Here is a 12,449-nt window from a genome sequence, read left to right on the forward strand (position 1 = left end):
TACCGGAATGGAATCGGATGTCAGTACCGAACTGGAACCATCCAGCAGCACTGCGGCCATTAGCAAAGAACACCGCAGATCCACTGCTGCGACCACGACCCCGCGGATCGCGGTCACCCCGGAAGGAGCGCGCGACCTGATGCAACTATGGGAGCAGAGTGAGGACAGGCGCACCCATGCGCCCCGGCCAGCCAATGCATCCCACGACTTTTTCCTGCCATATATCGCGGCCAACGACTGCTACCTGTCGCCACACGTTGCACTGTGGGAGTCCGCCGGGGAACCCACCGGTATCCTTATCGCGCGCATGGCGATCGCGCGCCCCAAGCGCACAATAGGTCCGCTGTCGGTGCCAATGCCGCAACTGAAAACACTGGAAGTCATCCACGGCGGACTTGAAGCCAATGACGAGATGACCGCATTGTTACAGCTCGACTATATTCGCGACTTCCTCGCCAGTGGCGATGTCGATGCCGTATCCATCCACCACCTACCATGTGAAAGTGAAACCGGAAAACTGATTTCCGCTACATTTTCCGGACCTGGTGGTTGCACCCCAGTCATTACCGACCACTGGTTTACCGAGCTTACCGACGCCAGTGGCAAACCCGTAGTAACGAATACCGCCAAGAATCTGCGCAATTTTCGTCGTCAGGATCGAAAATTCGAGGCAGTGTTTGAGGGAAAACTCCAAATCCGCGAAATGAACACAGAAAAAGATGTCATTCCGTTCATTGTCGCCGCCACAGCGATCAGCCAGCATACTTACCAGGGTAGTTTGGGGATAGGCGTACGCAACGATAAACGCTGGCACACAAACCTCAACATCCTCGCCGCAAACGGCCAGTTGCGCGGTTACCTGCTGCAAGCCGACGATGTCATCGTCGCTTACGCTGTTGGGGGCACGTGCCGCAACACCTTTAATTACCTCGCCACTTCTTTTTTGCCAGAGTACCGCGAACTCGCACCAGGTGCTTATCTGATGCGACGAATCATGGAGAGAATGCCGGATGAAGGAGTTTGCTGGTTCGACTTCGGCTTTGGTAATGCCACCTACAAGGAGCGAACCGGCAGCCTGTGCAGGAAAGAGGCTACGTACTACCTCTATGGAAAATCGCGCGCCGCATGGATCGCGCGACGCCTGGACGGAGTGGTGCAAGGGGCAAATCGTGGGTTGCGCAAAATCCTGACCAGTACCAATATGCTGGATAGAGCCCGGAGACTATGGCGGCGCGCACTCGAGCGGGTCAAACAATAACTGAATATCAATAGCAAAGCGCTTTCACGACGCCTGGCGACTGGACTCGTCCCTGTGCCAGCGATAGCTGGAAACCCGGCGCTGGAAGCGCAGTGCATTGAAGTAAGCAAACGCGTTTATCGCGTAATACACCAGCAACTCGCTCAGTGAGAGTTTGCGGGTAAATGCCGAAGTTCCACGCTCTTTCGGAGTGTGACATTCGCGCTGGCGAGATAACTGCAGCTTGCCTAACTTGCTGCGGGTTTTTATTTTCAGTAAATCCCAAATATTTCCCGGTGTACTGACGCGACTGCGCGCCTGTTCGCACACCGCAATATTCCGATAAGAGAACAACGCACGAATATAACCGTCGTCGGAAATAATATCTGGAAACTTTGTAAACGTTTCGCGCGCGGCGCGGTTAAGCCCATAGACCCCGGAACCGTAGCCAAATTCGGTGTAAAAACGGGTTTTCTTCCACGCCTGATAATAGGTCCTAACCAGGAAATCACTCTGCGCGGCATCCAAAGTGCCGCGCGGAGCCACCACCAAAGGTTCTTTTGTCCCCTTGCAGCGTTCAATCAAAAGTTGTAATGAAGATTCACTGATAAGGACGTCGGCATCTACATAAATCCTCGGGAAGCCAAGCCCCAGAGCCTCGGCTTCATTGAGTGCATTTGTCTTTCCGGCACGCACAATATCCAGACATCGCACCTGAGGAAATTCGTCCCGAACCACCGCCGCGGTATGGTCTGTACATCCGTTGCAGACAACGGATACCGTATAGTTTCCAAGAACTACACCAGGATATATCGCCTGCAGTAACTTGCGGATAGTCTTTGCTTCATTGTGCGCGGGGATGATCACCGCCGGTAGTGCTTCCTCTCGCATATCAGTTCGTCCACTGCCGCTGACTGATCAGAAATTCCCCCCACAACTCCCTCTGTGTTTCATACTGTTTGCCGGCCAGAGCAAGCGTAGAGAATGCCAGAAAGCGCAACCAGCTTCCCAGTGCGATCAACGCCCGGGCCACCACAACCTGCTGTTCGGCGCCGTGTTTGCGGAAATAGCGCAACTTGGAGCGATAGAGATGGTTCAGCTTGTTGATACCCGACAGGGTCTGGCTGCCGGCATGCATAATCAGTGCGCGCTCCGTCACCCTCGGTCGCGCCCCCAACAAACGCCCGCGACGACATAGATCGATTTCCTCGGAATACAGAAAGAAGTCTTCATCAAAACCGTCGAGCTGATGAAATAGGGTCTGGTCGATCAACAGGAAGCATCCCGACACCGCGTCCACATCACCAGATTTACTCAGTGATCCCGGGGAATAACCACCACTGGTGCGTCCTAGCAGTTTTCTGAGCAAAATATCGCCACCCAAACTCCAGCACAGCAGATCCACCAGTGATGGCTCACGCCAGGCTGACTTTCCGTCAAACTCACCGAGCGCGTTACAGGTAGCGCCGCCCCAGATGCCACAGTGTGGATTTTCTCTGGAAAATTCCAAAAGGTTACTCAGGCTATCGTGCTGCAATCGCACATCCGGGTTGAGGAAGAGAATCGGCGCGGAATTGGCGATCGCCTTCACTCCCAGGTTACATCCGGCGGCAAATCCGAGATTTTTCTCAGATTCGATCAGGTTAATCTTCGGCAATGACAGCCCTCGCAACTGTGCACGCGAGTCGTCTTGTGAGGCGTTATCCACAACAAAGAACTCAATCGTATCGAGGGCAAGATCGCCGTCGACAATATCGTCTAGTAACCGAAGTATCTCCCCACCGCAGTTGTAGCAAACAATCACAATGTTGAGCTGGGTTGAATTCGACATACGTAAACCCTGGATTTTTGAAAATAAACTTCAAGCGCCGACCGTAGCTACTGGTGCCCGCCGTCCAGCTCGCACCAAGGCGCGAGCGGGTTGGCGATATTCGGTTACCGCGGCGACGGCGCCGACGAATATGTAAAACACGCTAACCATCTGTCCAAAGTAAGACACCGCGAGGAAGCTCGTGCAGTGCACAAACAGCGCAACCGCCATTCCCCACAACAAGCGGCTCTCGGCCACGGAACGGGTCAGCCGCTGTGCTCGCCCGAGACGAATGAACAAAACCAACAGAAAGGTAACGAACAGCAACAATTGCACGATGCCGCCAGCCACGCCCTCGCGAACGTACTGGTTGGTGATATCCTGCATACCCCAGCCCCAGTGTGCCGTGGCGGAAGTTCCGAGCGCCCACCATTCTCCAAAGTGATTTATCGCCTGCTGGATCAGGTTGTAGCGGTGCCAACCGGTAGAGCCTCCGGTGATATCGATGCGAGCGAGCAGATGCCATACCGGCATATTCATCGCCAGATGCAGAGCAAACAGCAGCGCCACCAGGGCTAACGCCGCGGACCGCATGTAGTGACGCCACCTATAGCACGCAAGGCCAACAAAGCCGCACATCAATGCCACCACTGGAGTACTGGAGGCGGATGCGATAACGATCAGTGGCATGGCAACAATGCCCGCGGCGACTAACACTCGTGCACCGGTCCTGGCCTGCCACAGTGCAATCAAACACGGCAGAATCGTTGCCCAGCAGATTCCTGCCAGGATCGGGTGCGCAAACGGGCCCTGGGCGCGCAACCGGCCATTACGTGCAATCGTCTGCTCCGGGACGCTGCCAAATACCGAGAAAATATTGTGTCCGCTAAACTGTTCCAACATGAAAAATACGAGCATCGGCAGCGACAGGAACGCAAAACAAAGCAGTAGTCGGCGAAAGTCCGCCAATGAACGTAAATAGACCCGCCCCAGGAGATAAGCTCCAAACGTATTGATGGAACCGCCGGCGCTGTTAGTGAAGCCATCTAGTCCGTCCCGGACAGCACCCGATACCAGCACGTTCCACAATACCGCAGTAAGGATCAGCGTATCCGGCAATCCCCAACGTATTGTGCGCAGCTGTCCGCGCAGCGCCGCCACCGCGAGAGTCGCGAGAATCATGATACGCACAAAGGTAAAATCCAGCCCCAGGATCACTATGCGCTGCGCCCCCGGCAACGCGAGTGCAATGACGACGAGGGGGAAAAGTTGGAAGCGTCTAGGCAAAATCAGCAGCGTGCCAAGCGCCATCAAAAGCGCCGCAATACCCACCGGATGCGCCACGGTTTGGTCCGCCCATAGGCCGCCGCCAAAAAAGACCGGCATGACGCGTTCATACATCTGAAATCACTCCCGAAAAAATCTGAAGCTTGGCACCACGATTCCCCAATGCGGACTACGTGGCGAGGCATATCTGTTTCTAAGCCCGGCCAGAAAAACTCAGCGCGATAATTCGAAACGCTGATGAAGGGCAAGAGATTCAACAATTTTTTAAATTATCAAATTCCGTGATTCCTATCGGCCCGATTTAGACATCTATCTCGCAACTAACAACCAGCGAACGAAGCTATCGAATCATGTGTTGAGACACATCTTGGCAATTTCATCCATCTGGGAGTTCGCCCTGGCGATGACAGCGGGCAATTTCTGTTGCAGCGGATACCGCAAATCTGAGCGTTCAAGAAATGACTGATAGACACAATCCACCAGATCCGCGGTGTCCATTTGGCGCGGATCAAACACCTGTGCCTGTTGTCCACAACTTGCAAACACCCCTAGGGTCTTGTCACTGTAGGCTATCGATGCACACGGCACACCCGATGAGAGCGCGGCAATCGTTGAGTGCATACGCGTACCGCAGAACCACTGCAACTGTCCGATAATCCATTTGATTTCCATTTCGTTGTATTCGCCCGCAAGCACACGCACACGACTACCAGCGTGCGGACCGAGCCGTTCAAGCAGCTGACGACAAGCGCGCAAGTCGGACTCACATTTTGTTGGCGGAGCTTTTACATGGGGAACCAGTAAAATATTTACATCAGAAGTTGCCAGCAAACGCTCTATCAATTGCAAAACGGATTTTGCATAGTCTGCAGAAATGCCATATTGGCGTGCGGCATCTTGTCCGCCATTGTAAATAAGGCCACTTACATTCAGGCCCACGACTTCACCACAGGTACCTTCCAGCCAGCTTTGCAGGGGACTTTCAATATATTCCGGGCGGGTCTTCGGCAGCAGAAAGGCGACGTCAACGCCGCAGCGATGGCGGGCAGCGTCAAAGTCAGAGCCGAGAAGATCCACCAGAATTTCGAAACTGCGTGAATCGCGTGCCCATGCTGAATCGCACCCCCGCACGATATCCGCCGCACGCGCACGATTTTTTTTCTCGCGAAAGGGACCGTATGTCTGCGGCAGCAAAATCAGAGGACGATTTTCACGCATGACAATCTGCTTTGGCCTGCTGATCAATTCAAAGCGCCGGGAACCATACAGGTCCGTAAAACTGTCGCCACCACTGATATCGAGTACAGCGCGCGATTGTGCAATCGTGCGCACGCCGTTATTCAAAAGCTGTGGAAAAACCTGGCTTAGCCGCATGTGTGCAAGGCTTTCACGGCGGTAAACGCGCCGACTGTTACTCAAGCCGCAAAGTCGAACGAACCACTCGTCATCACCGATCCGCAATTTACTGCGACGCAGCCCACGGCCGTTGTCAAAGATGCACAAATCTGCATTCGGGATCCGCTCCCGAAGCGCAAAAGCGACCGAATGCGAAAGCGCGCTGACGCCCAGATTTCCTGTATCGGGAGCCGCACCTAGCAGAGAAATGGACGTCACTATTCTTTCTCCTCGATTTATACGTACATTTTATTCATGCGAGGTAGCCGATGAATTTTGCAGTGGCACAGGATCTGGATCCTCATGCACGCTGCAACGCCGTGGCTTCTACTGAAGGGAAAGGTAGTATATGGGTGCTGAACCTGTTCCTATTTCACAGGAAATGGCGCTTATTTTTTCATAAACACTAATAAGCTTTTATGCGCGAACGGAACAATTTGTAACCCGCTCCTAGCGGAACTTACTACACTGTGATGGCTTGTCGTTGAGCGCGTCACGGCGCCCTGCCGAAGCGAACGCATCATAATTAAGCGGCGCACTCAGCACTCGCAGTGCGATGAACAGGGGGTTGGCTTGTCTGTCCGAAATAAAATCGTAAAAGGCGCTTCCGTACTCGCTGCGAGCCAGGTACTTGTAGCCCTGTGTTCATTGCTGCGAAACATCATCATTGCCCGCCATATAGGTAGCGAAGAAACTGGTATTGGCACCACGTTTGCTCTGACGATTACGCTGGTGGAAATGACCAGTAACCTGGCGCTCGATCGTGTTCTGGTACAGGACGATGAAGGTGGCAGTGATGCCATGCTCGCATCGGCCCACCTGATGCAATTCTTCAAGGGAGTCATCCTGGCACTCATACTGCTGCTGACAGCCGCGCCGGTAGCAAACCTCTTCGACCTACCGCATCTGGTCCACGGTTTTCAGTTGATGGCACTGGTTCCCCTGTTGCACGGTTTGATGCATTTTGATCTGGTGGTGCGCCAGCGACAGCTGGATTTTTTGCCAACCGCATTGTTTGACATCTTGCCGGAATTGCTGACGCTGCTGGCGGCATTCCTGGCCTCACTGCTGTTCGACGACTACCGGCTGATGCTGACGGTTATTATTCTGCAGACGATACTAGCTGTGTCGGCATCACACATTTTGGCGCGCCGACCCTACCGCTGGACGGTCAACAAGGATCTGGCACGACGCAAACTGCATTTTGGTTGGCCATTGCTCATCAACGGATTTCTGATGTTTGGTATTTTTCAGGGAGACAGGGTGATCATCGCCTCGCTCTTTGATAAGCACACCCTCGGCTGGTACAGCGTGGCTTTCTCCCTTTGCATGCTGCCGACGATGATTTTTGCGAAACTCAGCGCGATATTGCTGATGCCAATACTGTCGCGCAATCGGGAAAATTTCGAGCTATTCGGGCGCTGTTCGTCTATGGCGCTCACTGCCTGCGCCTCCTTTGGGCTACTGATGGTTTGCGGTTTCACGCTGGCGGGGCCAGCGCTGCTCCAGTTAAGCTATGGTAGTGAATTTATGCAGGCAACCAGCGTGATCGGCCTACTGAGTGTCATGCAGGCATTGCGCGTTTTACGTATCGCCCCCTCGATCATTGCCAATAGCCAGGGACATACGGAAAACGCGATGATCGCGAATATCTTTCGCAGTTTTTCCCTGCCGCTCGCGGTGTATTTTGCGACAGCCGGTTATTCCGTTCAGGTTATCGCGGCCTGTGGGATAGCCGGTGAGCTAGTCGCGCTCGCGGTATCGGTAATTATCACCCCACTCGCCCACGGTAAACGCGCGTTTGTTGGCCGCCTGCTATTGCTGTTCGGCACTGCTGCGGGCGCCGCCATAGCAGTCACCTTGCTCGCTGGTGACGCACAGCAACCGACCACTACTGTCGGTGTACTACTACAACTATTGTACGGTGCAGGCGGCGCACTGATCCTCGCAGGCCTGCTCGCCCTGACAGATGCCCAACTGCGCGAAGAATGCCGGAATCTATTGCGCCGGTTTAACGCCGCCGAGCGCAACCAGTCACTGGCAGGCAATGATACATAAAGATATCCACACGCAGGTTTTCCACCCAAATCGCTACTTACACAGCGCCCAGGAACCCAGGTATTGGCGGTGCAGTAGAGTTGGCAAGAGCTTGAACACATTCAGGAGGAATGTATGAGGAGCTTGGTTTTGGTTTTCGCCTTTTTTATCAGCCTGAGCGCGTCGGCTTTCAATGACAAACCCTACAACCAGAACTACGACCCCAAAAGAGACCCGTTTGACGATTTCAGAATGGCACAACAAGACGCGCAAGAAGATGGGAAATTAATACTAATCATACTTGGAGGAAACTGGTGCGGCTGGTGCCATCGATTAAGCGCATTCATCAAGAAGAACGAATCGTTAAAAATGGATTTAGAGGAAACCTTTGTTGTCATGAAAATAAATGTCAGCGGGGAAAACAACAATGCGGATTTCCTGAGCCACCTTCCCGAACCAAAGGGTTATCCGTATTTTGTTATCGTCAATAATGAAGGCAAGGTTATTGGCGCGCAAAATACCAGTGGCATTGAGGAGGGAAAATCCTACTCTGTCGCAAAATTTTCTGGTTTTATCGATAAATGGAAAGGTGCCAAAAGGTAGCAGGTAACACGAAAATTTTTCGTTCTCCCTGACCAAAAAATATACACTTGTCGGTGTACTGCAACTCCTGAGACAACAATGTCGGCCCCTCTCAATTCATTCGTTTTCATGTGGTCTGGATTACGCCATACGCCCATGACTCCGTGCTGTTGCTCGGGGTGATTTCATGGACCGGAGAATACCAATCATTGCCAGTTCGGAACGTCATGCGGGCAAATGGCGCTTGCTACTAAGCGGTATCCTGCTCGCCTGCTTGTATGCCGGCCTCCGACCCACCCCGCTACCGCAACCATTTCTTCATTTCGACCTGGTGCTGCACTTCAGCGCCTGCCTCGTGATCGCCTATATATCGGTATTCGCCTTTCAACCCCCCTCACGCAAATACGTAATGGCCGCCCTGCTTCTCGCGGCCATCGTACTGGAGCTGGCTCAGGGGGCTTTCCTGACACGCCGGTCCGCTTCAATGGCTGATTTTTTCGCCGGTGTTTCGGGTATCCCATTGGGCTGGCTGCTCGCACGCTGGGTACGGCGCCACCTGCGCCGCTGGTGCAAAGAAAAAAATTGGCGCATCCAGCGTATCCGAAAGCATTGGTGACAATATTTGATCAAACGACTTGCGCTGTTGTGATACACAGCCCACCTTATGAGCAAAAGATGCTCAATAAGGTTGTTTTGAAACCACCCCGAATAAAGCATCGATGTTGAGGTTTAAGTAGGAATCCTGGAGGTATGGTTGTGCAGCAGGGATGGATTCGCACGCATCAAAGTGATCTGGCGGCGGTTTATCGACTTTTGGATGGCGCGTTGATTTTGGGGGCACTGATGATCTGCACTTTCTGTGCAGGTCAGGAGCTCAGTAAAGATTGGTTGATCGCGGGCCTCACCGCGGTAGTGCTGTTTGCATTTATTGGAGAGTCGTTAGAGCTGTACCGCTCATGGCGCACCGACAGCTTCCGGAATATGCTTTCGACCACCGCACTCGCATGGTCTCTGGTGTGCCTCTTACTGTTACTGATGGCCTACTTTGCCGCCCGGGGTTCAACCTACTCCCGCCTGATAGTTGGCAGCTGGTTTTGCCTGACGCTAATCTGCCTGGCACTCTGGCGTTATGCCCTGCGCCGTGCACTGACCTATTTACGAATTCACGATCACAATACCCGCGCCGCGGCTATCCTTGGCTTCAATGAAGCGGCTCTGAAACTGGCCCGGGAACTCCAACAGAACCCGCAGCTCGGCATTCGACTGAACGGGATTTATCGCCTGCCAGGTGACGATAGTAATGCTGACGGGATTTCCCTCAAGCACAACGCTCTATTGGCAGGCGAGCTGGAACAGGCACTCGAGGCGGCGCGTCGCGGCAAACTCGATTTGATCTATATTGCGCTGCCGATCAGTGAAGCCAAGCACATCGGACAATTGCTATCGGCGCTTGCGGACACCACCGCCACGGTATTTTTATTACCGGACATTTTTGGCAGTAACCTGTTGCGCACACGCTGGCAACATATCGGTGGCAGTGTCGTATTGAGTATTTACGACAGCCCGATTCAGGGAATCAACAGCTGGCTAAAAAGGCTGGAAGATCTGGCGGTGTCGACGCTTGCTCTGGTACTGCTAAGCCCTTTGATGCTACTGATTGCTCTTGGCGTAAAAATTACCAGTCCCGGTCCGATATTCTTCAAACAGCGGCGCTATGGGCTGAACGGCCTCACCATCGATGTCTGGAAATTTCGTTCCATGACATGCACCGAAGATGGAACCAATATTCGCCAAGCCAGCCGCGATGATGCCAGGGTTACTCCGTTCGGCCGCTTCCTGCGCTGCACATCGCTGGACGAACTACCACAGCTATTCAATGTGCTCGGCGGCAGCATGTCAATTGTCGGACCCAGACCACATGCCATTGCCCACAACGAACAATACCGGTCCATTGTCAGCGGCTACATGTTGCGTCACAAGGTCAAACCGGGCATTACCGGCTGGGCGCAAATCAACGGCTGGCGTGGAGAGACCGATACCCTCGAAAAAATGCACAAGCGGATCGAACACGACCTGGACTACATTCGCAACTGGTCAATTCTCCTCGATATATACATCCTATGCCTGACAGTGGTGCGCGGCTTCGTTGGAAAAAATGCATATTGAAACAAGCGTGCGCCTATTGCAGAAAATTTTTCATGCAAAGGCGTGCACTCTTTCTGAGTACTTCTAAACTCAATTCTCGAACGGCCATGTAGCCGAGATTTTACGGACGGGTTATAGCAGTCCCCGCCTGAAAGCGATATCGCAAGCAGGAAGGCAAAACATGCTAAAAAAACCCTTCTCTACCGCAGCCAAATTATCTTGTGTTGCATTCAGTGCACTTTGGTTACCCGCGGTGGCCGAGCCCATAAAACTGGGCTCCGGATTTTTACTGTCGCCCGCCATCAGTATGGATACGCGTTATGATGACAATATCACTAACGCACCTGAGGATGGCATCGACAGTTTCCTTCTCCTGACCAACCCGCGCATCGGTCTGGAATATGATCGCGGCACAATCCTTTACTCCCTACAATACTCGCTATCCTATGGCGATTACCTGGACAGCGAGCGCGACTCCTTCACAGACCATTCGGTGACTGCCAGTGCCGACTGGGAAATCAGCAACCGCCATAGCCTATCCGCCGGCGCGGCCTATCTGAATATTAACCAGGAATTCAATGATCAGGTCACGGAGGACCTCGATAGCCTGATCTTTGAACGTGACCGCTATCACCAGTCTGATCTGTTCATTACCTACGGCTATGGTGCCGAAGGTGCACGCGGTCACCTCGAACTCACGCTCGGTGCCACCGACCGTAACTACGTTGATGAAATTGTCGCGCGCGATCGTCGTACCCCCTATGGAAGCGCACTCCTTTCGTTAAACCTGGGTGGGAAAACTGCACTGCTCACCCGCCTGGAGGGTCGCAACATACGCTACGAAGACAACCTCCTGACCATTCCCGACCGTGATAATGATGAAGCCACCCTGATGCTCGGCATCGAGCGCAATACGGAACAGTTAACCGCACTATTGATGGGAGGAATGGTAAGAAAGCAGTTTCTAAATGATGGCACACCCGACTACCAACGGCCACGTTGGATCGCTTCTTTCGCCTGGAGCCCATTGGAAACAAGCAGGCTTACCCTCACCGCAGAGCGGCGCCCTATTGACTCCGCTGCGGGTATAGCAAACTTCGTCGATGCCACTTCCGGACTCGTTGAATGGCAACATTCCTGGAGTGAAAAAATAAGCAGCAACGCGTTTTTCCGTTACACCGATGCCGAGTACGCCGGTGCCGAGTTAACGGAAAATATACGTCGATGGGGAATGACGCTGCGTTACCAGTTTCGACCCTGGCTGGACTTCCGCACCGGTGTTTCCGCACTTGCGAAGAACGCCAGCGATGAAATTCTTTCCTATGAGCGCAATCAGGTTTTTCTCGGTTTTGATGCATCCTACTGAAGATGCAAGGAGCTTTCTATGTACAAGAATAATTTCCGCTGGCCCAAAATCTTGGTGGCACTTTGGTTGCTGACTGGCGCAGCTAACCTAACGACCGCTGAAATTCCGGCATCGGTACTTGAGGATCAGTACCAATTAGGTGCCGGCGACATCATAACCATCCGCGTTTATGGCGAAGAAGACTTATCCGTGGAAGTGCGCTTGAGTGACAGCGGAGTAATCAACTACCCATTTCTGGGGGAAGTAAAGATTGCCGGACTCAGCGCATCACTGGTCGAAAAGAAAATTGCTGCCGGACTGTTAAACGGGTATCTGGTTAATCCGAGCGTGGAAGTAACCATCAAGCAATATCGCTATTTTTTTGTTGATGGAGAGGTAAACACACCAGGTAGTTATGCCTTCCTTCCTGGCCTCACCATCAACAAGGCGGTTGCAATGGCCAGCGGCTTTACGCCCCGCGCCTCCCAGAGAAACATCGTAATCAAGCGAGGCCAGGGAGAAGATCAGGAAATAATTGACGCAGATCTGGATACAAAGCTGTATCCGGGCGACATCATTACCGTTAAACAAAGCTTTTTTTAATAGAGAAA

11 protein-coding genes are annotated in these 12,449 nt (G+C 53.0%); 7 read left to right on the plus strand and 4 right to left on the minus strand.

Annotation, left to right across the window (positions count from 1 at the left end; all coding sequences use genetic code 11):
- The first annotated feature begins 7 nt into the window (after window positions 1-7).
- Complete coding sequence (locus R5R33_RS06180; protein ID WP_318955166.1) at window positions 8-1,258, plus strand: GNAT family N-acetyltransferase; 1,251 nt, start codon at window positions 8-10, stop codon at window positions 1,256-1,258.
- A gap of 24 nt (window positions 1,259-1,282) precedes the next feature.
- On the opposite strand, the gene R5R33_RS06185 is transcribed toward R5R33_RS06180, so the two are convergent.
- The 4 genes from R5R33_RS06185 to R5R33_RS06200 all read right to left on the minus strand — a co-directional run bounded on the left by R5R33_RS06185 (window position 1,283) and on the right by R5R33_RS06200 (window position 5,948).
- Complete coding sequence (locus R5R33_RS06185) at window positions 1,283-2,128, minus strand: glycosyltransferase (protein WP_318955167.1); 846 nt, start codon at window positions 2,126-2,128, stop codon at window positions 1,283-1,285.
- Window position 2,129: 1 nt separating this feature from the next.
- On the minus strand, window positions 2,130-3,068 hold the full coding sequence (locus R5R33_RS06190) for a glycosyltransferase family 2 protein (protein WP_318955168.1): 939 nt from the start codon (window positions 3,066-3,068) through the stop codon (window positions 2,130-2,132).
- A 30-nt stretch (window positions 3,069-3,098) separates the two neighbouring features.
- The gene (locus tag R5R33_RS06195; protein WP_318955169.1) at window positions 3,099-4,448 is read right to left on the minus strand and encodes a hypothetical protein; all 1,350 of its coding nucleotides are present in this window, start codon (window positions 4,446-4,448) and stop codon (window positions 3,099-3,101) included.
- A gap of 234 nt (window positions 4,449-4,682) precedes the next feature.
- Window positions 4,683-5,948 (minus strand): polysaccharide pyruvyl transferase family protein, encoded by a 1,266-nt coding sequence (locus R5R33_RS06200; RefSeq protein WP_318955170.1) that lies wholly within the window; start codon window positions 5,946-5,948, stop codon window positions 4,683-4,685.
- A gap of 354 nt (window positions 5,949-6,302) precedes the next feature.
- Between R5R33_RS06200 and R5R33_RS06205 the strand changes: the two genes are divergently transcribed.
- From R5R33_RS06205 to R5R33_RS06230, 6 genes are all read left to right on the plus strand, one after another.
- Window positions 6,303-7,787: an oligosaccharide flippase family protein gene (locus R5R33_RS06205; protein WP_318955171.1), complete on the plus strand. Its 1,485-nt coding sequence runs from the start codon at window positions 6,303-6,305 to the stop codon at window positions 7,785-7,787.
- A 114-nt stretch (window positions 7,788-7,901) separates the two neighbouring features.
- On the plus strand, window positions 7,902-8,369 hold the full coding sequence (locus tag R5R33_RS06210) for a thioredoxin family protein (RefSeq protein ID WP_318955172.1): 468 nt from the start codon (window positions 7,902-7,904) through the stop codon (window positions 8,367-8,369).
- A gap of 166 nt (window positions 8,370-8,535) precedes the next feature.
- Window positions 8,536-8,964 (plus strand): hypothetical protein, encoded by a 429-nt coding sequence (locus R5R33_RS06215; RefSeq protein ID WP_318955173.1) that lies wholly within the window; start codon window positions 8,536-8,538, stop codon window positions 8,962-8,964.
- A 134-nt stretch (window positions 8,965-9,098) separates the two neighbouring features.
- Entirely contained in the window at window positions 9,099-10,514 is a 1,416-nt protein-coding gene (locus tag R5R33_RS06220) for an undecaprenyl-phosphate glucose phosphotransferase (RefSeq protein ID WP_318955174.1), read from the plus strand.
- 160 nt (window positions 10,515-10,674) lie between these two features.
- Window positions 10,675-11,859, plus strand: a complete 1,185-nt coding sequence (locus tag R5R33_RS06225; RefSeq protein ID WP_318955175.1) for an outer membrane beta-barrel protein — start codon at window positions 10,675-10,677, stop codon at window positions 11,857-11,859.
- 18 nt (window positions 11,860-11,877) lie between these two features.
- Window positions 11,878-12,441, plus strand: coding sequence for a polysaccharide biosynthesis/export family protein (locus R5R33_RS06230; RefSeq protein ID WP_318955176.1), 564 nt, complete (start codon window positions 11,878-11,880; stop codon window positions 12,439-12,441).
- Window positions 12,442-12,449: the final 8 nt, after the last annotated feature.

Origin of the sequence: Microbulbifer pacificus (assembly GCF_033723955.1) — a bacterium.
GTDB lineage: Bacteria > Pseudomonadota > Gammaproteobacteria > Pseudomonadales > Cellvibrionaceae > Microbulbifer > Microbulbifer pacificus.